This window comes from Paenibacillus sp. 1-18 (genome assembly GCF_000520755.1).
Lineage (GTDB): Bacteria > Bacillota > Bacilli > Paenibacillales > Paenibacillaceae > Paenibacillus > Paenibacillus brasilensis.
Map to the genome: position 1 here is coordinate 22,027 of NZ_ASSB01000316.1, position 23,451 is coordinate 45,477.

Annotated in this window: 23 protein-coding genes and 1 pseudogene; 17 read left to right on the plus strand and 7 right to left on the minus strand. The window is 47.9% G+C overall.

Features of this window, described 5'->3' with window-relative positions:
• Positions 1–22 precede the first annotated feature (22 nt).
• On the minus strand, positions 23–418 hold the full coding sequence (locus L693_RS0120065; RefSeq protein WP_025719412.1) for a winged helix-turn-helix transcriptional regulator: 396 nt from the start codon (positions 416–418) through the stop codon (positions 23–25).
• Positions 419–580: 162 nt separating this feature from the next.
• Between L693_RS0120065 and L693_RS0120070 the strand changes: the two genes are divergently transcribed.
• The 3 genes from L693_RS0120070 to L693_RS31615 all read left to right on the plus strand — a co-directional run bounded on the left by L693_RS0120070 (position 581) and on the right by L693_RS31615 (position 2,069).
• Entirely contained in the window at positions 581–1,141 is a 561-nt protein-coding gene (locus L693_RS0120070; protein WP_025719414.1) for an NAD(P)H oxidoreductase, read from the plus strand.
• 113 nt (positions 1,142–1,254) lie between these two features.
• Positions 1,255–1,839, plus strand: coding sequence for a hypothetical protein (locus tag L693_RS0120075; protein WP_231503712.1), 585 nt, complete (start codon positions 1,255–1,257; stop codon positions 1,837–1,839).
• Positions 1,824–2,069 carry a hypothetical protein gene (locus tag L693_RS31615; RefSeq protein WP_231503713.1) on the plus strand — a complete coding sequence of 82 codons (246 nt, stop codon included), beginning with the start codon at positions 1,824–1,826 and terminating at the stop codon, positions 2,067–2,069. Before L693_RS0120075 ends, L693_RS31615 begins: the two co-directional genes overlap by 16 nt.
• 9 nt (positions 2,070–2,078) lie before the next feature.
• On the opposite strand, the gene L693_RS0120080 is transcribed toward L693_RS31615, so the two are convergent.
• Positions 2,079–2,780: a YoaK family protein gene (locus L693_RS0120080; RefSeq protein WP_025719415.1), complete on the minus strand. Its 702-nt coding sequence runs from the start codon at positions 2,778–2,780 to the stop codon at positions 2,079–2,081.
• A gap of 168 nt (positions 2,781–2,948) precedes the next feature.
• On the opposite strand from L693_RS0120080, the gene L693_RS0120085 reads away from it, so the two are divergent.
• Complete coding sequence (locus L693_RS0120085; RefSeq protein ID WP_025719416.1) at positions 2,949–3,854, plus strand: DUF1835 domain-containing protein; 906 nt, start codon at positions 2,949–2,951, stop codon at positions 3,852–3,854.
• A gap of 34 nt (positions 3,855–3,888) precedes the next feature.
• On the opposite strand, the gene L693_RS0120090 is transcribed toward L693_RS0120085, so the two are convergent.
• On the minus strand, positions 3,889–4,407 hold the full coding sequence (locus L693_RS0120090) for a DJ-1/PfpI family protein (protein WP_025719417.1): 519 nt from the start codon (positions 4,405–4,407) through the stop codon (positions 3,889–3,891).
• A 154-nt stretch (positions 4,408–4,561) separates the two neighbouring features.
• On the opposite strand from L693_RS0120090, the gene L693_RS0120095 reads away from it, so the two are divergent.
• Positions 4,562–4,999, plus strand: a complete 438-nt coding sequence (locus tag L693_RS0120095; RefSeq protein ID WP_025719419.1) for a winged helix-turn-helix transcriptional regulator — start codon at positions 4,562–4,564, stop codon at positions 4,997–4,999.
• An 87-nt stretch (positions 5,000–5,086) separates the two neighbouring features.
• On the opposite strand, the gene L693_RS0120100 is transcribed toward L693_RS0120095, so the two are convergent.
• Positions 5,087–5,422 (minus strand): winged helix-turn-helix transcriptional regulator, encoded by a 336-nt coding sequence (locus L693_RS0120100; RefSeq protein WP_025719420.1) that lies wholly within the window; start codon positions 5,420–5,422, stop codon positions 5,087–5,089.
• 255 nt (positions 5,423–5,677) lie between these two features.
• On the opposite strand from L693_RS0120100, the gene L693_RS0120105 reads away from it, so the two are divergent.
• From L693_RS0120105 to L693_RS0120120, 4 genes and pseudogenes are all read left to right on the plus strand, one after another.
• Positions 5,678–6,787 (plus strand): FAD-dependent monooxygenase, encoded by a 1,110-nt coding sequence (locus tag L693_RS0120105; RefSeq protein WP_025719421.1) that lies wholly within the window; start codon positions 5,678–5,680, stop codon positions 6,785–6,787.
• Between the two features lie 71 nt (positions 6,788–6,858).
• The gene (locus L693_RS0120110) at positions 6,859–7,623 is read left to right on the plus strand and encodes a GTP cyclohydrolase II (protein ID WP_007432264.1); all 765 of its coding nucleotides are present in this window, start codon (positions 6,859–6,861) and stop codon (positions 7,621–7,623) included.
• Positions 7,620–8,729 carry a bifunctional diaminohydroxyphosphoribosylaminopyrimidine deaminase/5-amino-6-(5-phosphoribosylamino)uracil reductase RibD gene (ribD, locus tag L693_RS0120115; RefSeq protein ID WP_025719422.1) on the plus strand — a complete coding sequence of 370 codons (1,110 nt, stop codon included), beginning with the start codon at positions 7,620–7,622 and terminating at the stop codon, positions 8,727–8,729. The genes L693_RS0120110 and ribD overlap by 4 nt, the downstream gene beginning before the upstream one ends.
• 499 nt (positions 8,730–9,228) lie before the next feature.
• Positions 9,229–12,266, plus strand: a pseudogene (locus L693_RS0120120) (glycosyl hydrolase).
• Between the two features lie 180 nt (positions 12,267–12,446).
• Here L693_RS0120120 and map read toward each other — a convergent pair.
• Together map and L693_RS0120130 are read right to left on the minus strand one after the other, a co-directional pair.
• A complete protein-coding gene (gene map, locus L693_RS0120125) occupies positions 12,447–13,193 on the minus strand; it encodes a type I methionyl aminopeptidase (protein WP_025719423.1) in 747 nt (248 codons plus the stop codon).
• A 7-nt stretch (positions 13,194–13,200) separates the two neighbouring features.
• On the minus strand, positions 13,201–13,746 hold the full coding sequence (locus tag L693_RS0120130) for a TetR/AcrR family transcriptional regulator (protein ID WP_231503714.1): 546 nt from the start codon (positions 13,744–13,746) through the stop codon (positions 13,201–13,203).
• Positions 13,747–14,828: 1,082 nt separating this feature from the next.
• Between L693_RS0120130 and L693_RS0120140 the strand changes: the two genes are divergently transcribed.
• Entirely contained in the window at positions 14,829–15,947 is a 1,119-nt protein-coding gene (locus tag L693_RS0120140) for a slipin family protein (protein ID WP_025719426.1), read from the plus strand.
• Positions 15,948–16,024: 77 nt separating this feature from the next.
• Here the strand turns inward: L693_RS0120140 and L693_RS0120150 are convergent, their stop codons facing one another.
• Positions 16,025–16,438 carry a chemotaxis protein CheW gene (locus L693_RS0120150; protein ID WP_025719427.1) on the minus strand — a complete coding sequence of 138 codons (414 nt, stop codon included), beginning with the start codon at positions 16,436–16,438 and terminating at the stop codon, positions 16,025–16,027.
• Between the two features lie 220 nt (positions 16,439–16,658).
• On the opposite strand from L693_RS0120150, the gene L693_RS0120155 reads away from it, so the two are divergent.
• The 7 genes from L693_RS0120155 to L693_RS0120185 all read left to right on the plus strand — a co-directional run bounded on the left by L693_RS0120155 (position 16,659) and on the right by L693_RS0120185 (position 23,436).
• A complete protein-coding gene (locus L693_RS0120155) occupies positions 16,659–17,594 on the plus strand; it encodes a sugar-binding transcriptional regulator (protein WP_025719428.1) in 936 nt (311 codons plus the stop codon).
• Positions 17,595–17,795: 201 nt separating this feature from the next.
• Entirely contained in the window at positions 17,796–18,458 is a 663-nt protein-coding gene (gene deoC, locus L693_RS0120160) for a deoxyribose-phosphate aldolase (protein ID WP_025719429.1), read from the plus strand.
• Positions 18,459–18,490: 32 nt separating this feature from the next.
• Positions 18,491–18,886: a cytidine deaminase gene (locus tag L693_RS0120165; RefSeq protein ID WP_025719430.1), complete on the plus strand. Its 396-nt coding sequence runs from the start codon at positions 18,491–18,493 to the stop codon at positions 18,884–18,886.
• Between the two features lie 77 nt (positions 18,887–18,963).
• Entirely contained in the window at positions 18,964–20,142 is a 1,179-nt protein-coding gene (locus tag L693_RS0120170; protein WP_025719432.1) for a NupC/NupG family nucleoside CNT transporter, read from the plus strand.
• Positions 20,143–20,170: 28 nt separating this feature from the next.
• Positions 20,171–21,355 carry a phosphopentomutase gene (gene deoB, locus L693_RS0120175; RefSeq protein WP_197030010.1) on the plus strand — a complete coding sequence of 395 codons (1,185 nt, stop codon included), beginning with the start codon at positions 20,171–20,173 and terminating at the stop codon, positions 21,353–21,355.
• A gap of 39 nt (positions 21,356–21,394) precedes the next feature.
• On the plus strand, positions 21,395–22,102 hold the full coding sequence (deoD, locus tag L693_RS0120180; protein ID WP_025719435.1) for a purine-nucleoside phosphorylase: 708 nt from the start codon (positions 21,395–21,397) through the stop codon (positions 22,100–22,102).
• A 32-nt stretch (positions 22,103–22,134) separates the two neighbouring features.
• Positions 22,135–23,436 carry a pyrimidine-nucleoside phosphorylase gene (locus tag L693_RS0120185; protein ID WP_025719437.1) on the plus strand — a complete coding sequence of 434 codons (1,302 nt, stop codon included), beginning with the start codon at positions 22,135–22,137 and terminating at the stop codon, positions 23,434–23,436.
• Positions 23,437–23,451 lie beyond the last annotated feature (15 nt).

Here is a 23,451-nt window from a genome sequence, read left to right on the forward strand (position 1 = left end):
CATTTCAAACAAGCACGCCTCCTTAAAGAGGTGGTGCTTGTTTGGCGTTTTTTTCCTTCACAGAATACTCTTCCAGCACCTTTGTTTTATCTCCATAGATCCTATCCAAATGATCTTCTCCCCATAAGCAAAAACGATCAAGCAGATCTTTAAAATCCCATCCATATTCACTAAGCTCATATTCCACTTTGGGGGGAACCTGGTTATAAATGATGCGGTGGATGATTCCATCCTTTTCAAGCTCTCTAAGCTGTTGGGTGAGCACTTTTTGGGTGATTTTCGGAATGAGTTGACGAAGTTCGTATGTACGTTTTCTGCCGCTGGTTAAATGGTGTAGGATGATGCTTTTCCACTTTCCACTGATGACCTCCAAAGTTGCCTCGATCCCGAGCATATAGGTTTTGGCTTTGTCTTCCATAGACTTTCCCCCTCTCCGATCTGTAGTACAAAAGGCACTAAGGAACCTTAAAGTACCTACGGTACATTGAAGTGCGTACTTCACACTTTCATATATATCAACCATAATAGCATCTGTAGACAGGGTACACCAATCACGAGGAGAAAGAAGGTTACGGATAACATGAAAGTTCTATTGGTCGTTACGCATCCTAGAGAAGACTCACTTACCCTTGCGGTCATGAAGCGTTTTGTAGAGGGATTGAAAGAGAATAAGCACGAGGTAGATATTCTGGACTTGGATCGGGATGGGTTTAATCCGGTTTATAGCGCGGCAGACGAGCTGGATTGGAATACTCCTCATAAACAATATGCTCCTGAAACACGGAGAGAGATGGACAGAATTGCTGCTGCGGATGCTCTGGTCTTTGTGTTTCCTCTATGGTGGTACAGTGTCCCTTCCATGCTAAAGGGATACCTGGATAAAGTATGGAACATAGGCTTACTTCAGGAGTTTACGACAAAACAGGTTTTGTGGATGTGCCTGGCGGGAGGAACAAAAGAACATCTGATCAAGTATGGATACCACGATCTGGTAACTCAATATTTGAATAAAGCCATTGCCGGTTACGCAAGAGTAAGAGAGTCCAAGGTTGAGTTCTTCTATGATACTTTGTCCGAATCGAAAGAATACATTGAAGGCTTGCTGGAGCACGCCTATCAATTAGGTCGAGCATATAAGTAAACCTGAGGAATGAGTAAAAGCACCTTCAAAACCACTTTTATAGTGATTTCAAAGGTGCTTTTTATTTTAAGTATGAACTGGGAAAAGCTATCCTTTTATTGGTTCATGTATAGGTGCTGACGCTCCTCCTTGACGTCAATTGTTCGAATGTAACATCGGCGCAGCTATCGGCAATCGAACAGGAAGTGAATCGGCAAATCTACAGTAACCGCAGCATAAAAAGCTATTTTGTAACCGATGAGCAATTGAAGGATATCCCGCTCGTGAAAACGCCCAAAGTGACGGAAAATATTCGGATTGTTGAGATTGAAGGCATTGAATATAATGCCTGCGGTGGTACACATGTGGCTCAGACGGGGGAGATTGGAATCATCAAATGTCTGAAATGGGAGAAGCAGAAGGGCATGGCGAGAATCCATTTCAAATGCGGCGCTCGTGCACTTCAGGATTTTAACGAGAGTGTACGGATTCTGGACGTATTATCTGCGAGGTTCAATACCGGGCGAAAGGACATTTTGACCCGATTTGAAAAATGGGAGCAGGAGCACAAGCAGCTCAAGGCGCAAATGGAGCTTCTGCAGAAGGAAAATGCTTCGTATCAGTCGAAAGAATTGCTCGCTACGGTTCAGGGCACGTTCTTGCTCATATGTTTGAACAAAAATCGTTTCAGGAAATACAGCAAATGGCTGCCAGGCTGACAGCTGAACATGATTTGCTTGTTTTATTCGCCACAACAGCAGACAACAAAATCATTCTGACCCATAACGGCACACAGGCTGTCGCCTGCGGGACATTTTTTAAGGAGAATCTGGGCTCATTTCAAGGGAAGGGGGGCGGCAGCAACCAATCAGCTCAGGCCGCATTCCCATCCCGCGAGGATCTTTTGAATTTCTTTGAAATGGCCCAGCGCCAGTTTGTTCAGGGGTAATACACAGGCTTAGTGACGCAGGGGCAGCTTCCACTTCTCTTTTTCCGTAAATAAAATAAAAGAAAAAATGAGTGCAACAACAGCGCCCCAAATGGCTTTATCCCCAATCGTCAAAGTCAGAAATCCCCCCAGCAAAGCACCGACCAAAAAGGCTGCCAGGATGACACCATAACGCATCGCTCGAATGGCAGCGTTCGTGTCCTTGGTCGTTATGGCGATATACACAGCCTCTGTAGCGGATCGGAGGTTTCCGGTGCTGACCGTCGAGGTGTACGGCACATCAATGAGCTTGCGGAAGGAAGTCATTTGTACGGAAGCGACGAACGAGACGATCACCACTACTACCGTATTGGGAACTCCTTGCGGAATCAGTCCCACGATGAAAAAAATTGCAATTTCCAGTAAAAGAATAGTGCGGGCCCAGTCCGGTGTTAGACGGTGGGTCGATTTTCGCTTGATCCCTTCAGCAATAAAAACGCCCAGCGAAAAGGCGATCAAGGGCGGGATATGAACTAGCGCCTGAACCCAGCTTCCCTGAATGATTTTGACAGCCAGCAGTACGATATTGCCTGTCTGTGCGTTGGCGAATACGCCATCTCTTCCGACAAAGGTATATGTGTCCAGAAAGCCCCCTACTAATGAAAGTAAGGCGCCCAGTCGTAACGATTCGGACGTTACCTGATGTAAATGGATTTTGCCTTTCATAATCACGGCATAAGCCTCCTATGCTAAACGTCGATTCTTCCAAATTAGCACGACAATCCAGAACCGTACAATTAAATTAGTCACTTCAGCATGAAAGACAGGTGCAAAAGGAGAACAAGTAACATAAATTACTGCTGATAGGTATAATGCAAATTACAGAAGAGGTGAGACGGAATGAAGCTTCTAGAGATGACCTGTTGGGAGCCTGATTCTAAAGGAACACAGGTACACATCGTGGTAGGTGATTCTTTTGCAGGGAGTATGAAAATAGCGCTCAAACAACTTGGATGGGAAGACACTCATCGAATAATTTCTTTTCGGGATAATTATGCGATCGGTCCACTGTGGAAGTTACAAGAGGAAATTGGTCGTAGCCATAGACGTGAATGGTTTAGAGATCATATTTATGATGAATATGGCGAATACGCTGAATTGGATGATTTTCTACTAATGGAACAGTTTGCTGCTATTTCTGCACAGGCGGACATTACAATCTGGACAGGGAACAATGCACCAGAGCAGGTGGGACTCCGTTTGGCCATGTATCTGCTGAGAAATATGCCTAACCCTATACGTATTAAAAATGCTGCGGACGCTTACAGCCACGAAGTTAGACGGCGGGATACTACAGGTTTGAGATCAGCTGAGATATCTGCAGACCAGCTGAAATCCATTGTAAACAAAAGCGGCAAGGGTATTCCATTAACGAAAGAAGAAAGAGGACGATTGGTGGAGGAGTGGTATGAGCTGTCGCTGCAGCCTGAAGTACTGCGGATATGGAAGGATAGAGAGATCGTTAACGTAGCCGAAGACTACTATGACGTCTATATATTAAAAAAGGTGAACAAGCTGCATCAGCAGCAACCTCAACCAGATTTTATGAAATCTGCACGAGTGATTGGAGAGGTCATAGGATATTTGGATCAACAAATAGGGGATGAGTTTTTTGAATATCGACTCCGATACCTGGCTTATAATGGACAATTGGAAATCAAGGGCATTCCAGGAGCCATGAGGCGGTATAGTATTAGAAAAAAGGCATCTCCAAGCCCAATGAAAAATGGACCTGAAAATGCCTGATTGTATGACCTGCTCTCGTGATTTCTAAGCTAGTTTATCGCAGGGCTTTAACGAGGGCTTCGCCAAACTCCTGAGCGCCATCTGGGCCATCGGCTGTAATAATGTCGCTATGCGCAACGACATGCTGAGCCACATATTCGGCTTGATGCGATTGGAGTTGATCCTTCTGTACGTCCACCGGATAGCATGCAGCCGTTCTGCCGGAGAGCAGTCCGGTTTGAGCCACGGCTACAGAGCCTGCGCAGATACCGGACAATAGAATGTTTTGCTCATGGGTTTGTTTCAGCAGAGCTTGGAGGTCTGCATTGTTCCACAGATGATCATTTGTTCCTGATCCACCGATTACAGATACCACATCATAGTCCGTAGGGACTGCGTCTGTGAATATAAGCTCAGCGGTCGCTTTACCGTTGTAGTCACCGATAATTTCACCTGTTCTTGTACTAGCCAGTGTCACTGTAACGCCTGCTTGCTCTAGCGCTTCCTTGGGTTTAAACAATTCATCCTCATTAAAGCGCTCTGGGGGTATAATAAAAAGGGCTTTTTTACTCATACTTTATTCCTCCTTGAATATGAAACGATATCTATTATTGTAGGATGGCTTCGTCTAGCTGTGAAGAATGCACTTTCAAGTACGGAGGTTACCTGTAGGTTACTGTTAGGCTTAGGCTGTAAGAACATGATGAATTAAAAGGAGTTAACGATATATGTCTGATACGCTAAGAGAAGAAATACGGGAGAAGATCGTCAACGGAGACTATAACTGTGAAAAGGAATTGACCCTGTCGGTGTTAAGCGGAAAGTGGAAGGTTGTTATTTTGTGGCATTTGGGTGTGGAAGGGCCGCATCGCTTTAGCGATCTGCAAAGGCTGTTTCCGAAGCTGTCACATAAAGTGCTGACCAACCAGCTGCGCGAGTTGATGGAGGACGGTATTGTACATCGGGAAGTATATCCAGAGGTGCCCCCAAAGGTGGAGTATTCGATGACCGATCTGGGAATGACGATTTTACCGATTGTAGAGATGATGTACGACTGGGGGAAAAAACGGGTGCAAGCCATCCGTGAGGAAATGCAACGCGGCGGCGATGGAAGCGTTGATGGGAACTGCAATGGTAACCTTGTAAATCATGAAAAAGATACATAAGTGAAATGTCTTATAAAGAAATAGAACGCCTTGCGTGATGAGTACGAATTGTACCCGGCAAAGGCGTTCTTTAGCATGTTAGGCGGATCATTGCTGTTCAATTGCTGGCACAACTTCAATCCAGCGGGTAGCCCAAGTACCGATATGGTCAAACAATGGAGCTAAATCGCGTCCTTTATCCGTAAGGGAGTATTCGATCCGAACCGGCTTCTCAGGGTAAACCATACGTTGTATGATTCCTTCTTCCTCAAGCTCCTTCAAGCGATCGGAAAGAACCTTCCCGCTTAAATTGGGGATTGAATTCTCAATAGCGACAAATCGTTGCGGACCATTAGTTAGTTGAAACACGATTAATACCGTCCAACGTTTGCTCAGTAGCTCCATAGCTTTTTCAAACCGTGGGCACATTTGCGGAATGTTCATAAGATCACCTCATGCTCCTATTATTAACGATACACTGTCAAAAGTAAATGACTTTACTTTGTATAAATTTATTACTTGACGAAATTGAATGATATAAATATACTTTGTTACATAAAGTAACTCGTTAGATTCGCTACGGACATTTATATATGAATGCTTAAAATTTGAACTTATTTTAATGTTATAATGATGTAATTAAATGGACAGGTACGGACTAATTGCTGAGGTCATGGTTTGGGTGCAGGGGGAAGTCAGATGAAGCTGAAATGTGAAGTGTGTATAGTTGGCGGGGGACCGGCAGGGACTTTGTTGTCCTGTTTGCTGGCGAAGCAGGGTATTTCTACAATATTGGTTGAGCGGCAGAGCGTGGCGGGAAAGGCCTTCCGCGGTGAAATTTTAAATGATGAAGGTCAGCAGGTGATTCAAAAGCACAGGCTGCTTGAACAAATTCATGAGGATTACATTCTTGCCTCAACGAGAATCGAATATTGGGAGCATCAGCAGCAGATGAAAACGGTCAAGCCGGGCTCAGCAGACGGGAATGTGGGGATTCACATTCCACAGCCTCGCTTTTTGGAGGCTCTGCTGAAACAGGCTTCAACGTATGAATCCTTCCGTTACCTGGCTGGCACGACTGTGACTGCATTGCAAGGTGACAGCGAGCAGGGCTACACGGGTCTGACCGCCCGTGACCAGAGCGGCTGTGAGATTACAATTCATAGCTCTGTGATTGTCGGGGCAGACGGTCGCTATTCAACGGTGCGCAAGCTGGCACAGATGCCTGCAACGAACATTCGACACGGCTATGATCTGCTATGGGCGAAAATCACAGCACCTGTCGGATGGGAGCCTGTCACACGTCTTGCGCTGGTCAATGGACGGCAGCTGTCTTTATTTTCACAGGCTGAGGGCTACATCCAAATTGGCTGGAATGTGGAGGAAGGCAGCTTTTCGAGCCTGTTTAAGCAATCTTTTGAACCGTTCATCCAGCTGATGACGGAGGCTTTCCCAGATCTGGAGCATAGTGTGCATGATCACATTCGTTCATGGAAGGACTTCGTGCCGTTGGATATTTTCAGCAGCCGCAGTGACACGTGGACGCTGGGCGGACTGGTCCTCATTGGAGATGCGGCGCATACCATGACACCTACCGGAGCTTTTGGCCTGAACGCAGCCTTGAAGGATGCCGATGTGCTGGCGAGTGAGCTTCTTCGTTTACGTCAGGAGGGGGGATACACCGCAGCGGGCTTGAAGGCGTTCGAAGACAGACGGCGACAGGCTGTGACCGAGCTTCAGGAACGGCAGCTGACGATGGAATCCACGTTTCATGAACATTTTTTACCAGCAGAAACCCCAATCATATAAATCAGCGATTAGGCTTTGAATAACCGAGGCTTCCGGATAGATAGAGCTTATATAAAGGATGGTGCAGAGAGATGAACCAAAAAGATGTAGCTACGCTACTTAACGATAAAATTCAAACGATTCGTGGAGAGCAATCCTCGACGATTTTGGTAGGACCGATCAAGCTGCCAGTTAATTTGGAGGGGGAAACCGTTGTTTTCCAATGGTACTGCTGGTTGCCTGTACGGGATGAGGCTGATCGTCAGGACTTGCTGAACGCAACCGCTGACACAATTGTGAAGCGATTGTCGACACTGAATTTGGCAGAGGGACAACAGTCAAGTGTACTGGTATATGGTGATCTTCAACAGTCGGAAAATGCACTTGTTCGTATGCATAGTATTTGCCATACTGGAGATATTTTTGGCAGCAAGCGTTGTGATTGCGGATTTCAGCTTCACCAATCTATGAAGATGATTGTGGAGCATGGAACAGGTGCATTGTTCTATCTGGCCAATCATGAAGGTCGTGGGATCGGTTTGTTCAGTAAAGCAATGGCATATATTTTGCAGGAGGAAGGCATGGATACTGTCGAAGCCAACCATCAATTGGGCTTTGAAGATGATACCCGCAACTATGTGGACGCCATCAATGTGCTGCGTCACCTGAGACAAAAACCGGTAACATTGATTACAAATAACCCTAAAAAGCTGGATGCCTTGAAAAAATCGGGTATGAATGTGGCGGGGCGTATGCCGCTGTGGGGCGATGTATCGCAATATAACGAACGGTATTTGAATACAAAAGTGGAACGGTCCGGCCATTTGCGGGATTTTGATTTCAGGGAGGTTCTATGACCACTCAGACCATTCACGAAAAATATATGCGCCTGGCGTTGGAAAATGCCAGAAGTGCCAAAGGGCAGACAGAACCGAATCCGCTCGTCGGATCAGTGATTGTTAACAACGGTCGTATTGTTGGGATCGGCGCTCATTTGAAGCCCGGCGAGCCACATGCGGAGATTCATGCTTTGCGTATGGCGGGTGAGCATGCTCGGGGAGCAACGATTTATGTAACGCTGGAGCCGTGCTCCCACCACGGACGGACAGGCCCGTGTGCAGAAGCGATTGTGCAGGCTGGTATTCGCCGCGTGGTGATCGCTGCACTGGACCCGAACCCGCTCGTTTCGGGCAGAGGGGTACAGATTTTGAAAGATGCGGGCATCGAGGTCATTGTCGGAGTATGCGAGCAGGAATCCATTCGTATGAATGAAGTGTTTAACCATTATATTGCAAGCAAGCGTCCTTTTATTACGATCAAATCAGCAGTGACGCTGGATGGTAAAATTGCCACCCGAACCTCGGAAAGCAAGTGGATTACGTCCGAGGTGGCACGGGAGGATGTGCATCGTCTTCGTCATGAGCATGTGGGCATCCTGGTCGGTGTGCAGACCGTGATTCATGATAATCCGCAGCTAACGACACGTTTGCCGGAAGGAAGGAATCCGATTCGTATCATTCTGGACAGCACGCTGCGTATTCCATTGGATGCTCGTGTCATTACAGATGGTGAAGCACCTACCTGGATATTTACAGGACGTGTTTATGATGAAGGCAAGCGAAGCCAGCTGGAACAGTTGGGTGTAAAGGTATATCCGACACAGGATGAAAACAGCGATCGGGTTAGTCTGCCGCAAATGCTGGATATTTTGGGTGCGGCGGAGGTGTCTTCGGTGTTCGTGGAAGGCGGTGCCGAGGTGAACGCTTCGTTCGTACAGCAAGGACTGGCAAACAAGCTTGTACTGTATATTGCGCCGAAGCTGGTTGGAGGACGTGAAGCACCGGGCTTTTTGGGAGGAGAAGGCGTGTCAGCGATGAGCGAAGCGGTTGGGCTACAGGATTTGAGCGTGACGCAGGTTGGCGTGGATTTGAAGATAGAAGGGTATTTTGAGCGGAAGAAGTGAGTGAAATTGTGGTGAGGGAGGCTCCGCCACAAAGTAACTCATTTTTCCGAATTGGTGTGGAGCATGGTAGAAGGGGAAGAGGACTTTCAAAGACTCAAAGACTTAAAGACTCAAAACTTATAGATTTAAAAAGACTGAGGATCTGAAGGGCTGGAAGCCTGGAAGATTCTTTTTTTTGTATACTAAACCTTTATTAGGGTGAATGGTTAATGAGATGAACAACTCATGGGGTGAATGTTTTATGGGATGAAGCCAAAGGAAAGAATGGATGTAATTTCCCAGAATGAATAGTGTTCCGGTGCTCCGGGAGGATTTTCGGGCTTTTCGTCCTGGTTTCTTTTATTTTTTTAGAGACTTTCGCCTCGTTTAGTTGAAATATAGAAATGAAGGATTGACCTAGCAATCAGGATAAAGCACAATGAAGTTGAATCTGAATTGGAATAAAAGGGAAAAACCTTGCAGTGAAAGGGGTTAGCGAATTCTAAGGAGGAGGTAGGCTATGAAAAAATTGCTGTTATGCTTGTTAAGTGCCAGTCTGATATTTTTAGCTGCACCGGTTTCTACTAAAGCCTTTTCGGGTGAGGTCACGCAAGGTGCTGGTTCATATTCAACCATACTGCCCGCTGGAGCAGCAACTCCGCAGAATGAAATTTACAAAACAGGGAATGTATCCGGTCCAATGCCCACCAATGACTGGTGGAGCAGCCTGGCCTGGGTGCCCTACTCCGAGGCCCAATATCCGCATCCCCTTGCCTTGAAAAATCAGCAAAACGGGCTGCGCATTTTTAACCCGAGCGGAAAAATTACTGTAAATCCGGGGTACATCGCAGGTTGGATGGATGATGTGAACGATTTTACCATTGGCCATTCTGTAACCGCTTCATTTCCTGATGCCAAGGTGGACGGCTTCAGCGACTGGTTTGTCAAATCATTATTTCAAAGCGGAAGCAATAAAATGAGTGCTACCTATGGACACGGCTCTCCATATGTTTATTTTGAGTTGGCGGCGGAAATCCCAAGCTTTCGTTTAATAAGGTACCTGAGGTTTGGTTCGGGTCTTCCACCACCCCTGTGCTTGGCATTACGGTCAATGGTTCACACTATGGCCTGTTTGGTCCTTCCGGCAGTACCTGGTCCGGCTTGGGAACGAGCACACTGACCAATAATTTGAACGGGAAAAGCTATTTTACGGTGGCAGCTTTGCCTGACAAAACAGAGGCCACATTGAACAAATTCCGGCAATACGCCTATTCCTTTGTCACAGCCTCCAAAGCACAGTACAGCTATAACGAAACCTCTGCCGAGTTAACCACCACCTTTACCGTTACTACAGCCGCGAAGGAAGGTACACAGGGCGGTACTATTTTTGCCTTATATCCGCATCAGTGGAAAAATTCTTCCCAACCCTTGCTGAACTACACATATAATTCTGTACGCGGCCTGATGAAAACAGCGGAAGGTACTTCTTTTCAAACGAAAATGAAATTTACAGGGGTGCTCCCTTCCCTGCCCGACTTGGGGTCTTACGATAAAAATACGCTGAACAGCTACATTAACGAAGCGAAAGCCGAAACCTACTCTGGCAATGAAGACACGTACTGGATTGGAAAACGTCTGGGCAAGCTGGCAGCTCTGGCACCGATCGCCGACCAGGCTGGCAACACTGCTGCAGCGACCCAGTTCCGCAATGAGATCAAAAGCCGACTGCAGGACTGGTTTAAGGCCAGTGACAGCTCGGGGAATCTGAAAAGCTCCAATCTATTTGTGTATAACAGCAATTGGGGAACATTGATTGGTTATCCCGACAGCTTTGGCAGTGCAGTGGAATTAAATGACCATCATTTCCATTATGGCTACTTTATTAAGGCCGCAGCTGAAATTGCACGTGTGGACAAAAGCTGGGCATCCAATGCCCAATGGGGGAAAATGGTGAATCTGCTCATTCGCGACATCGCCAATACCGACAGGTCTGATTCGCAATTTCCGTATTTGCGTAATTTTGATCCCTATGCCGGGCACACCTGGGCCGGTCTAATTTTATGGGGCGAAGCGACGGGAGACACTCGAACACGTGATCTGGGCATTTATCTATATACAACTGAAATGAATGCGATTAACGAATACTGGTTTGATGTGAAAGGCACAAACACTCCCACGGGGATGCAAAGCGCTACGGCGAGCATGATTTGGGGCGGTAAAACGGTGGGAAATGCAACATGGTGGACCGATAATGCTACAGAGGTGCATGGCATCAACTGGCTGCCGATCACCGCTGCATCCTTGTATTTGACGCAATATCCGGAGTATGCAGCTAAAAATTATAACGATCTGCTGCAAAAAAGCGGAGGTAATTTCAATCCGTGGGAAGATATTGTGTATATGTACAGAGCGATTTCGGACCCGTCCGATGCGAAGGGCAGATTCAGCACACGCGCAGCGAGCATGACACCGGAAGCGGGTAATTCCAAGGCGAATGCCTATCACTGGATCTACAATTTGGATGCTTTAGGCAACATCGACCGCAGCATCACCGCCAATTCACCTATTTATGCCGTATTTCATAAAAACGGAGTAAAAACCTATGTAGCCTACAACTTTACAGACCAGGTCAAAACAATAACCTTCTCAGATGGGCATAGTATCACCGTGCAGCCGAATAGCTTTAATGCTGGAAATGGAAGCGGCGGCAATCCGCAGCCTGATACGAAAGCACCATCCATCCCCGCGAATGTGCGAGCCACGGCTAAAACGGCTTCGGCGGTCACGCTGGAGTGGGATGCAGCCACAGACAATGTTGGTGTTACGGGTTATACCGTTTATAAGGACGGGATTCAGACAGCAGAGGCCAGCGGTACTTCTATTTCCGTTACAGGGCTGAATGCAGCCACCACTTACAGCTTTACCGTTAAGGCTCGCGATGCAGCCGGCAACCTATCTGCGGCCAGCAATGCTGTAGCCGTAACTACGGAAGCATCCTCTGACGGCGGGAATGACGGGGGCGGAGAAACGAAGGATTACACCGCACAAGCCCGCTTTGTCAGCGACAGTGAAGCGCTGCTTCAATTTACGCCCAAAACAGCCTCCGCCTATGTTGACGTGCATTATACTTTGCCAGGTGGACAACAGCTCAACTACCGGATGACAAACAACGGCGGCGTCTGGGGGCAGCGGGTTACAGGCCTCGCCATCGGGACCGTTGTCAGCTATTGGTTCACCTATGAAAAAGCGGGATTGCAATATGATACCCCTTCATTCAGCTATACACACCAGGCTTCCTCTACAATGACAGGGGTTTCCAGAATTTCCACCACCGAGGCGTTGATCACGTTCCAGCCGGAGAGTACATCGGCATTTGTAGATGTCCACTATACCGTGTCCGGCAGCACTCAAATGAATTATCGCATGAAGAACAACAATGGAGCCTGGGAGCACACGGTCAGTGGACTTTCAGCTGGTCAGGTCATCAGCTATTGGTTCACCTATGAGAGCAATGGCTTGGCTCATGACACCCCTAAGGCGAGTTATACCCATCTATAGGCTAAAAGCGTTCTAGTGGATCAGGCCCAAGATACGAATGTGACAGGTTGTCAGGAGAAAATTCGATTTGAAGATGGGAACGGGATATCGTTTACACTATTACCTGTAATGAATAAAGAAAGCTGCTATGCCGAATACGAAAAAAGAAGTCGACCTTTCGTTGATCGACCTCTATTTATTCTATTGCGCGGTCAAAATTTGTGGACCTTCAGCCGTGATGGCGATCGTATGCTCGTATTGGGCGGCAAGCTTGTTGTCCATCGTCCGTGCGGTCCAGCCGTCCGGATCGATTGTCATGAAGTAGGTGCCTTCGGTGATCATGGGCTCAATCGTGAACACCATACCTTCCTTGATACGGAGGCCTTTTCCGGGCTTGCCGACATGCATATAGGTCGGCTCCTCGTGCAGGTCGCGGCCGATGCCATGGGCGAGAAGGTCGCGTACGACGCCGAAACCGTATGATTCCGCATGCCGCTGAATCGCGCTCGTCACGTCGCCGAGTCGATTGCCGGGCTGCGCCTGCTCGATGCCCAGGTCAAGACATTCCTTCGTGACGCGCATCAACTTCTCGGCCGTCGGCGAGATCTGCCCGACTGCATAGCTCCAAGCCGAATCGCCGAGCCAGCCGTCGAGCTCCGCGACCGTGTCAATCGTCACGATATCGCCTTCCTCAAGTGGCTTATTGCTAGGGAAGCCATGCGCGATCACGTCGTTGACGGAGGCACAGGTCGCATATGGATAGCCCTTGTAGCCCTTCTCGTATGGCTTGGCGCCGTGCTTCAAAATAATGTCCTCGAATATGCGCTCAATCTCGTTCGTTGTGATGCCCGGTTTGATGAGCGGGGCAATTGTACGATGGCATTCAGCCACCACTTGGCATGCCTTGCGGATGGATTCGATTTCATGCTTGCTTTTTAAGATGATCATGTTCGTATCAGGACTCCTTCGTAATAGCTTGCATAGCGAGTCGGGCGATTCGATCGACGTCCAGGTCGGAATTGCCCGCATAGTAGTGCAGCCCACAGCAACCGACCAGTACGGCAAGCATATGGTCGACGCTGTCGTCTTCGCACTGAGCGATCAATTGGAGTGGAACATACAGCCGTTCCATAAATTTTCTTTTGGCGTGGTGTCGATCCCTCTCAGGCAAGCCAGCATAATGTTCCGCCGCCATTTTGTAGACGAGATAAGCGCGGGCGTCCGACTGCCACAGCCGGAGCAGCGCTTTACAATACGTCAACAACTGCCAGTCATCCGGGGGGCTGCCGCTGATGTTCGCCCATTTTGCGATAACTTGCTCGCATCGCTCGAAGCCGCTTCCTAACACATCTTCTATTAATAAATGCCGGTTGGGGTAATAATGGTATACTGTGCCGTAACCAAGCCCTGCCTCGCGGGCAACGTCGCGAATATCAAAGCTCCCGCCCGTGCGAAAGTAGGAACGAGCGGCGACATCCAGGATCTGTTCTCTGCGCTGCATACGTATGAGCTCATTTTGTTCTTTGGTACGGGGGCACATGGGTGTTAAAACCTCCTTAATATAGACCTGCAAATTTGTCGATACAAAGATAGTAACGTATGGGGCGGAGAAATGCAAAAGAGATTTGTTGGTGTTCGATGAATGAAGTTCTGAAAAATAAAGAACTAGACCGTAAAAATAAAGTTGTAGACTGGGCGCTGGCGTTAACCTAACGGGAAACATTAGTTCAATGAAACAGCGATAGCAAAGGACTTTATTTTCTTGTCCTTTGCTATCGCTGTTTCAATTTTCTAGGGCAAGTCTAAAACTTATTTTATGGAGTCTGACGGTATGGCAATTCGAAAAGCCGCGTGGAATAAAGACATCCAGTCTAATACTTTATTTTCTGCTGACACAGGTAGCTATAAAAAGAGCGACACGAAGTGAGCCAAAAGAGCTTCTTCCGTGTCTTTTTTTTGTTTTTGTATAGGGTCGTAATACTTTCGCCATGTTCGTGAGTGAGGTTGTGCGCAATAATGATGAAGGCTGATGCAGGAAGATATTACCGAGGCGAGGATTTCTAAAGGTCCCGCAGTGCCTGCCCTCATCGGGCCAGGTATCCTGTAAATCTTGTGTATCCACCAACATTAGGGTTCGATTCCCAATCGCCTTCCAAGCGACTTCTGGTAGAGTATTCGAATGGTCGAATAAAAACAATGAAAAGACCTGGATGAGAGCATCCCATTTCTGGTCCCTATGACAGATGCCGAGGCGATGGCTATGCGGCTAGCGGATACCGGAAAGAGCAAGCGCCGACAGGGCCCGCGGCTTCGGGGATACGGATTCACAGTCGATGTTGGGCTGATGAATCCCATCCTCGAAACACGGAGACAGGCGGCACCTTCCTTTTTCCTCAAGCTTGGCCCCGCCGTTCACCCCGGAGGGATGCTCTGCAAGGGTCACTAACCCTGCTACAACGAATAAAAATGAAGATCCTCATTTTAAAAATGTATTTTGACTATAATGTGCGAATCAGCGGAGCCGCCACACGTAGAAAAAAGCACTCTTTTACGTTGAGGATTTTAAATACTAGGAGTGATACCATGTTTAAGAAAATAACCATTAAATCTGATGAACGCGGACTGCTGTTCAAAAAAGGGAGCTACCACAAGCTGCTGCTGCCCGGGACTTACCTGTTGAAGACATTTCAGCAGGAGACGGTTGAGATTTTGAATGTAGGTGAACCGTTTTTTGTACCAGACCATGATATTCGCCTGTTTTTGACCGATCCCCTATTGCTGGAGCAATTGAATGTCGTAGAGGTTGAGGATCATGAATATGTCCTGCATTATGAGGACAATAAGTTCGTGGAGCTGCTGACGGCAGGAAAATATGCGTTTTGGAGTGTGCTCAAGGAGCATCGCTTTGTCCATGCAGATACCCGGCAGCCTGCGATTGATAAGGCATTGGGGCAAGCCTTTTTGTCCAAGACAAAAGGCTTCTGGAAGGCACTTCAGGTAGCCAGCTATGAGCTGGGCTTCCTGTATTATGATAACGTCCTGCAAGGCGAGCTGAAGCCGGGCAAGTATTACTTTTGGATGTCGACGGTGAACACAGAGATCAAAACGATAGATATGCGCCAGCAGCAGATGGATTTGATGGGACAGGAAATCATGACAGAGGATAAAATTACGCTGCGCCTTAACTTCGTTTGTCAATACCGTATCATTGATCCGCTGCGTGCATTGGAATTCCGGGCATTCGAGGAGCAAATGTATATTATGCTTCAATTGCTGCTGCGTGAATACGTTGGCGCCATGAAGCTGGACGATTTGTTGAAAATGAAGCAGGAAATCGCTCAATATGTCTTGACTCGACTGAATGAGCAGAGCGGCGAATATGGAGTGACCTTTACGTCGGCTGGGGTGAAGGACATTATTTTGCCAGGGGATATCAAGGATATTCTGAATACAGTGCTGCTGGCAGAGAAGAAGGCGCAAGCCAACCTTATCACACGCCGCGAAGAGACGGCCTCTACTCGTAGTTTGCTCAATACGGCCAAGCTGATGGACGAAAACGCCACTCTCTATCGTCTCAAAGAGCTGGAGTTTCTGGAAAAAATCTGCGAGAAGATTGGCACCATTTCGCTGACCGGAGGGAATACGCTGCTGGAGCAGCTGAACACGCTGGTTCACATGAAAGAGGGACAGGGGCTGCAATAATTGAAAATACTCCCGAACGATGAGTGCAAGCTGACTCAAGGTTCGGGAGTATTTTACATGAAAGCTTTAAAGCTTTTTTAGTTTGTCTTGGTGGAAGCGAGAAAAGCGTCCATATCCAGCACCGGAATGAAGGTACCATGATGCTCCAGCACGGTGGGAAACAGCTCGCGTTGCCACTCTTCCTCATTGCTCTGTAGCTGACTGTCCTCGGCAGAAGCTGTATCCTCCACCTGATCGACAATTAGAGCAATCTTCGCCCGGCTGAGCAAAATCATTTTGTCCTCGGAGGACTCATTTGAAGCGGGAAGCAGTAGCTTTTTTCGCAAATTGAGGATCGTAAATACGTTGTCACGGATGGTGACCATTCCTTCATGCCATGCCTCGGAAAAGGGAAGCGGTGTCCCTTTCTTGACGTTCATGACTTCTTCCACTTCCAGAAAGTTTAAAGCGAACCTTTTGTCCGCCAGACTGCACACAATATACTCAGACATAGCCATTCTCCTTACATATTCAGATAAGTCTTCTACAGGGTGCTGTGAAATGACAGTAAAACGGGTTAGCTATTGCGTTTTGGCACATGGAATTATAAAGTTGAGGGTGTGGTGAAACTGTTTCAGTTAATCACAGAATATCACAAACTGGCAGTTAAATCTTCCAAAAGAGAGACTCAGGTGATGGGACTACATTTTATGATAAGCGGGTTGAGGTAGAATGGATCATGATAAGCAGCGATTAAGTATCGAGGCAGCCAGGTTATACTATCTGAACGACTATAGCCAGCAGGATATCGCGGTCAGACTCGGGGTTTCCCGTCCTACGGTATCGCGGCTGCTTCAGGCTGCCAAGGAACAGGGATACGTAAGGATCAGTATTGTTGATCCAATGGAGGATATGGATGCGCTTGGAGAGCAGCTCAAAAAGAAATACGGGCTGGATACCGTGCTGGTTTGCTACTCGCCAGTCAATGAATATCAGGAGATTAAGAAGCATATTAGCAAAAAGGCAGCCGATTATTTGCATGAAACGGTCCAGGATGCGGATATTATCGGGGTAACGTGGGGCACGACGATGCATGCAGTGGCACTCCATCTCCAGCAAAAGCAGGTTAAGGGAGTTGAGGTGGTTCAGCTCAAAGGAGGCGTGAGCCATTCGCATGTCAACACATATGCTGTTGAGACGGTGAATTTGTTTGCGGAAGCCTTTCACACAATTGCACGGTACTTACCGCTTCCTGTGATTTTTGATAGTCATGCCGTTAAGAAAATGGTTGAGAAGGATCGGCACATCCAGCGCATCATTGAACTTGGCAAGCAGGCGAATATTGCCGTGTTTACGGTGGGAACGGTCAAGGAGGATGCGCTGTTGTTCAGACTGGGGTATTTTAACCAGGAGGAACAGAAGCTGCTGCAAAAAATCGGCAAGGGCGACATTTGCTCGCGCTTTTTTGACGATGAGGGCAATATATGCAGTGACGAAATCAACAGCCGTACCGTTGGAATTGATCTACCGGATTTACGCAAGAAGGAGAAGGCTATTCTTGTAGCGGGTGGACAGCGCAAAGTGGAGGCTATCCGTGCATCATTGCGGGGCAAGTACGCGAATATTCTGGTGACGGATCAGTTTACGGCACAAGCACTTTTACAATAAGCATGTGCATCACTTCCGTGTAAACATACGGTTTTGGCGTCCGCCTATAGGGTAATGTGAACTGTAGGTGACTGTCCTATGCATAGGCTTGAACATAATTTCAAAATGTATTTTACATATGTTCAAAGCCGTGCTATGATGATCCCATCACCAGAAATAAAGGGTCTTCACACTATTTATCAAATGAAGGAGCTTCTAGATATGAACATTGCAGCATTAATTGACCATACATTGTTGCGTGCAGATGCGACGAAGGATGAAATTACGAAATTGATCACTGAGGCGAAGAAATATCAGTTTGCTTCCGTATGTGTGAATCCAGCGTGGGTAGCCTATTCAGCAGAACAACTCGCAGGCACAGGCGTAGCCATCTGTACAGTTATCGGTTTCCCGCTGGGAGCAAGCACTTCAGCAACAAAAGCATTTGAAACGAAGGATGCCATTGCTAACGGTGCGACTGAGGTGGATATGGTTATTAATATCGGGGCTTTGAAGGCACGTGATCTGCAGCTTGTGGAGCAGGATATTCGTGCGGTCGTGGAAGCTGCAGCCGGTACACTGGTAAAAGTCATCATCGAAACTTGCCTGCTGACTGACGAAGAGAAGGTACTTGCATGTGAGCTATCCGTCAAAGCGGGAGCGAATTTTGTGAAAACCTCGACAGGCTTCTCTACAGGTGGAGCTACTGCGGAAGACGTAGCCTTGATGCGTAAAACAGTAGGATCTGAGATTGGTGTTAAAGCTTCTGGCGGCGTACGCAGTCTGGAAGACGTGCAAAAATTAGTAGAAGCAGGCGCAAGTCGGATCGGTGCAAGCTCCGGTGTGAAAATCATCGAGGGCGAGCAGTCTACATCTTCCTACTAAGTTCTATTTTAAAGTCATGGAGGGATTCGCGGGTGAAGGATCAATTGATTCAGGAAGCGCTTGAGGCGCGAAAACAGGCATATATTCCGTATTCGAATTTTCAAGTCGGTGCAGCGGTTCTCGGTAGCGATGGCACGATTTATCGCGGATGTAATGTGGAAAATGCCTCCTACGGCCTCTGCAATTGTGCAGAACGGACGGCGATTTTTAAAATGGTATCCGAAGGCTGCCGTAAAATTGATGCGATTGCGGTTGCAGCAGACACAGCAGGACCTGTATCTCCATGCGGGGCCTGTAGACAGGTCATTTCCGAATTTGCTCATGTAGATACCAAAATATATCTGACTAACCTTCATGGCAACACGGAAGAGTGGACGATGGAAAAACTACTGCCGGGTGCTTTTCGTCCCGCGGATTTGGGGAAATAAAAAAAGAATGCCTCTTTCGGGGGCGCGTTCTTTTTATAGGTAATGTAAGCGCTTAATGTAATAAGGGGGATAATTAAATGAAATATATCATCGCTATAGTGGGGCTGCTCGTTGTATTTGGACTGACTTACATCGCCAGCAGTGACAAGCGCAAAATCAGATATCGTCCGCTGGCGGTTATGGTTGTATTGCAGGCTGCGCTTGCTTTTGTATTGCTGAACACAGGAATTGGCGAATTTCTAGTCAAAGGCTTTGCAGCAGGGTTCAATAGTCTCTTGGGATATGCATCTGAAGGGATTAACTTTGTATTTGGCGGAATTGCCAATGAAGGTGCGGCACCGTTCTTTATCGGTGTGCTGCTGCCGATTGTATTCATTTCCGCGCTGATCGGGATTTTACAATATATAAAAGTGCTTCCTTTTATTATTAAATATATCGGACTTGTCTTGAGCAAAGTAAACGGAATGGGTAAACTGGAATCCTACAACGCTGTAGCTTCAGCTATCTTGGGTCAATCCGAGGTGTTTATTTCCGTTAAGAAGCAAATTGGTCTTCTGCCGAAACATCGGCTGTATACGTTGTGTGCATCTGCAATGTCCACTGTATCCATGTCGATTGTGGGGGCTTACATGCAAATGCTGAACCCCAAATATGTGGTTACTGCATTGGTGTTGAACCTGTTCGGCGGTTTTATTATCGCTTCCATTATTAATCCGTACAAGATTGAAAAGGAAGACGATTTGCTGGAGGTTCAAGAGGAAGAAAAGCAGTCCTTTTTCGAAATGCTCGGCGAGTACATTATGGACGGCTTCAAAGTCGCCATAACTGTAGCAGCGATGCTAATTGGATTTGTGGCGCTGATTGCCATGGTTAATGGCATTTTCACCTGGGTGTTTGGAATCAGCTTTCAGGCGCTGCTTGGTTATGTGTTTGCACCGTTCGCTTTTGTCATGGGGATTCCATGGAGCGAGGCGGTTCAGGCGGGCAGCATTATGGCTACCAAGCTCGTATCCAACGAATTTGTGGCCATGCTGGATCTGACCAAGCAAACAGGCCTGTCTGAGCGTACAATCGGGATCGTATCGGTATTCCTCGTATCCTTTGCAAACTTCTCATCCATCGGTATCATTTCCGGGGCAGTGAAGGGTCTGCATGAAAAGCAGGGAAATGTGGTGGCCCGCTTTGGTCTGAAGCTGTTGTATGGAGCGACGCTGGTTAGCGTGCTCTCGGCAACGATCGCAGGGTTGTTTTTGTAAAAAAACAGCGAGTTAGGAAAGGATTTTTATGATGTCTAAATTCAAACGGATTCACTTGATCGTGCTGGACTCAGTCGGCATCGGCGAAGCGCCGGATGCTGCCCAGTTTGATGATTACGATGTAGATACACTTGGTCATATCGCCCGCGAACGCGGCGGTCTGAACATGCCGAATATGGGTAAGCTTGGTCTGTCCAACATTCGTCCTATCGAAGGGATACCGGCGGCTGAAAAGCCGCTCGCGTACTACACTAAAATGCAGGAAGCGTCGAATGGCAAGGATACGATGACTGGGCATTGGGAGATCATGGGCTTGAATATTGCGGTTCCGTTCCGCGTATTCCCCGACGGGTTCCCGGATGAGCTGATTCAGCGCATTGAGGAGCATACAGGGCGCAAAGTCATTGGCAACAAGCCAGCCAGCGGAACGGAAATCATTGATGAACTGGGCGAAGAGCATGTGAAGACAGGAGCGCTTATCATCTATACTTCGGCGGATTCGGTGTTGCAAATTGCTGCGCACGAGGAAGTTGTACCTCTGAAGGAGCTTTATGAGATTTGCGAATTCTGCCGTAAAATCACGCTGGAGGATCCGTACATGCTGGGCCGCATTATTGCACGTCCGTTCGTAGGCGAACCGGGGAACTTCTCCCGCACCTCCAATCGCCATGATTATGCGCTCAAGCCGTTTGGCCGCACCACGATGAACGAGCTGAAGGATGCAGGCCTGGATGTGATCGCTTTGGGGAAAATCTCCGACATTTATGACGGTGAGGGTGTAACGAAGGCGGTACGCACCGTATCCAATATGGACGGCATGGATAAGCTGGTCACTACGCTGGATGAGAAATTTACCGGATTAAGCTTCCTGAATTTGGTGGACTTTGATGCTGTATACGGTCACCGCCGTGATCCACAGGGATACGGTCAAGCCCTGGACGATTACGATGCACGCCTGCCGGAGGTATTCGCCAAAATGACGGATGACGATCTGCTGATCATCACTGCGGACCACGGGAATGACCCAACGTACCGGGGAACGGATCATACTCGTGAATATGTGCCATTGTTGGTGTATTCCCCACGTTTTACAGCCGGAGGCAAGGAACTGGCAGTTCGTAAAACGTTTGCGGATATTGGAGCAACGGTAGCGGATAACTTTGGTGTAAAACTGCCAGAACACGGAACAAGCTTTTTGGCAGAACTTCAGTAACGATACAAGCACGGAAAAATGGGACGGAGGAATAGAAAAATGAGTGTACACATTGGAGCTAAGCCAGGAGAAATTGCAGAAACGATTTTGCTGCCAGGAGACCCGCTGCGGGCGAAGTTTATCGCTGAAACGTATCTGGAGGACGTGACCTGTTACAACGAGGTACGCGGAATGCTCGGATTTACGGGAACGTATCAAGGCAAACGCCTGTCTGTACAGGGAACCGGAATGGGACTGCCTTCGATCAGTATTTATGTCAATGAGCTGATCAGCGAGTACGGTGTAAAAAACTTGTTCCGTGTAGGTACATGCGGCGGGATGAAGGAGCATGTGCATGTTCGTGACGTGATTTTGGCACAGGCTTCGTGTACGGATTCTGGCATGAACCGTCATATCTTTGGCGGCTACGACTATTCGCCGATTGCCAGCTTCCCTCTTTTAAAGGGCGCTTATGATCGCGGTGTTGCCAAAGGCTTGAACATGCATGTCGGCAACGTATTCAGTTCGGACAGCTTTTATCGTGATGACAAATCAGTGGTGCAAAAGCTGATGGAATACGGCGTGCTGGGTGTCGAAATGGAGACTTCGGCTTTGTATACGCTGGCAGCCAAATTTGGCGTTAACGCGCTGACAATTTTGACGGTAAGCGATCATTTGCTGACAGGTGAAGAAACAACGGCGGAAGAACGGCAAACCACCTTTAAAGAAATGATGGAAGTTGCACTGGATACAGCAGTATCCCTGTAAGCGATCATACGCACAGTGAGGAGAAATGACATATGAGAATGGTAGACTTGATCGCAAAAAAACGTGACGGAAAAGAACTGAGTACGGAGGAAATTAATTTTATTATCCAAGGCTACACTCAGGGTGAAATTCCTGACTATCAGGTCAGTGCATTGGCGATGTCCATTTTCTTCCAAGATATGACCGAACGGGAACGCGCAGATCTGACCATGGCGATGGTTCATTCGGGTGATACGATTGATCTGTCCGCGATTGAAGGAGTCAAGGTCGATAAGCACTCGACTGGTGGTGTGGGCGATACGACAACGCTGGTACTGGCCCCGCTCGTAGCGGCCTTGGACATTCCGGTGGCAAAAATGTCAGGTCGCGGCCTCGGACATACCGGGGGAACGATTGACAAGCTGGAGGCTATCGCCGGCTTCCACGTAGAAATCAGCAAGGATGAATTTGTGGAGCTGGTGAACCGCAGTAAAATTGCTGTGGTCGGACAAAGCGGCAACCTGACGCCTGCGGACAAAAAGCTGTATGCCTTGCGTGACGTTACAGCAACGGTAAACTCGATTCCGCTCATTGCCAGTTCGATTATGAGTAAAAAAATCGCAGCCGGCTCCGATGCCATCGTATTGGATGTCAAGACAGGTGCAGGGGCATTCATGAAAACGGTAGACGATGCCAGAGAGCTGGCACATGCGATGGTAAGCATCGGGAATAATGTCGGTCGCAAAACGATGGCGGTTATTTCTGATATGAGCCAACCGCTGGGTCTGGCCATTGGCAACTCGCTGGAAGTCAAAGAAGCGATTGATACACTGCGCGGTGAAGGACCCAAAGATCTGGAGGAGCTGTGTATGGCCTTGGGCAGCCAAATGGTATTTTTGGCCGGGAAAGCAGATTCCCTCGAAGACGCGGAAGCAAAGCTCAAAGAAGTTATTCGCAACGGTAAAGCACTGGAGAAATTCAAGGAGTTTATTGCCAATCAGGGCGGTGATGCTTCTGTAGTGGATCATCCTGAACGCTTGCCGCAGGCACAGTATCTCATTGAAGTACCTGCGAAGCAGGATGGTGTGGTGGCCGAGATCGTAGCGGACGAAATCGGTACGGCTGCGATGCTGCTTGGAGCAGGACGTGCGACCAAAGAATCCGAGATTGATCTGGCTGTCGGCCTGATGCTGAACAAAAAGGTCGGCGATGCGGTTAAAAAAGGCGACTCGCTGGCTACCATCCATGCGAACCGTGAAGACGTAGCCCAGGTGCTGGAGAAAATCTACGCGAACATCCGGATTGCGGATCAAGCGGAAGCGCCAGTGCTGATCTACGGAACGGTGACAGAATAAGCACAAGAGCCGGTG

What these genes read in the sequence shown, in the direction of transcription:
- L693_RS0120150 (WP_025719427.1), bottom strand. Translation starts at nt 16,438, where the DNA reads ATGTCTGAGTATATTGTGTGCAGTCTGGCGGACAAAAGGTTCGCTTTA.
- L693_RS0120105 (WP_025719421.1), top strand. Translation starts at nt 5,678, where the DNA reads ATGAAGCTGAAATGTGAAGTGTGTATAGTTGGCGGGGGACCGGCAGGG.
- L693_RS0120095 (WP_025719419.1), top strand. Translation starts at nt 4,562, where the DNA reads ATGTCTGATACGCTAAGAGAAGAAATACGGGAGAAGATCGTCAACGGA.
- L693_RS0120110 (WP_007432264.1), top strand. Translation starts at nt 6,859, where the DNA reads ATGAACCAAAAAGATGTAGCTACGCTACTTAACGATAAAATTCAAACG.
- L693_RS0120085 (WP_025719416.1), top strand. Translation starts at nt 2,949, where the DNA reads ATGAAGCTTCTAGAGATGACCTGTTGGGAGCCTGATTCTAAAGGAACA.
- map (WP_025719423.1), bottom strand. Translation starts at nt 13,193, where the DNA reads ATGATCATCTTAAAAAGCAAGCATGAAATCGAATCCATCCGCAAGGCA.
- L693_RS0120090 (WP_025719417.1), bottom strand. Translation starts at nt 4,407, where the DNA reads ATGAGTAAAAAAGCCCTTTTTATTATACCCCCAGAGCGCTTTAATGAG.
- L693_RS0120130 (WP_231503714.1), bottom strand. Translation starts at nt 13,746, where the DNA reads ATGCAGCGCAGAGAACAGATCCTGGATGTCGCCGCTCGTTCCTACTTT.
- L693_RS0120070 (WP_025719414.1), top strand. Translation starts at nt 581, where the DNA reads ATGAAAGTTCTATTGGTCGTTACGCATCCTAGAGAAGACTCACTTACC.
- L693_RS0120140 (WP_025719426.1), top strand. Translation starts at nt 14,829, where the DNA reads ATGTTTAAGAAAATAACCATTAAATCTGATGAACGCGGACTGCTGTTC.
- deoD (WP_025719435.1), top strand. Translation starts at nt 21,395, where the DNA reads ATGAGTGTACACATTGGAGCTAAGCCAGGAGAAATTGCAGAAACGATT.
- L693_RS31615 (WP_231503713.1), top strand. Translation starts at nt 1,824, where the DNA reads ATGGCTGCCAGGCTGACAGCTGAACATGATTTGCTTGTTTTATTCGCC.
- L693_RS0120155 (WP_025719428.1), top strand. Translation starts at nt 16,659, where the DNA reads ATGGATCATGATAAGCAGCGATTAAGTATCGAGGCAGCCAGGTTATAC.
- ribD (WP_025719422.1), top strand. Translation starts at nt 7,620, where the DNA reads ATGACCACTCAGACCATTCACGAAAAATATATGCGCCTGGCGTTGGAA.
- L693_RS0120185 (WP_025719437.1), top strand. Translation starts at nt 22,135, where the DNA reads ATGAGAATGGTAGACTTGATCGCAAAAAAACGTGACGGAAAAGAACTG.
- deoC (WP_025719429.1), top strand. Translation starts at nt 17,796, where the DNA reads ATGAACATTGCAGCATTAATTGACCATACATTGTTGCGTGCAGATGCG.
- L693_RS0120170 (WP_025719432.1), top strand. Translation starts at nt 18,964, where the DNA reads ATGAAATATATCATCGCTATAGTGGGGCTGCTCGTTGTATTTGGACTG.
- L693_RS0120100 (WP_025719420.1), bottom strand. Translation starts at nt 5,422, where the DNA reads ATGAACATTCCGCAAATGTGCCCACGGTTTGAAAAAGCTATGGAGCTA.
- deoB (WP_197030010.1), top strand. Translation starts at nt 20,171, where the DNA reads ATGATGTCTAAATTCAAACGGATTCACTTGATCGTGCTGGACTCAGTC.
- L693_RS0120065 (WP_025719412.1), bottom strand. Translation starts at nt 418, where the DNA reads ATGGAAGACAAAGCCAAAACCTATATGCTCGGGATCGAGGCAACTTTG.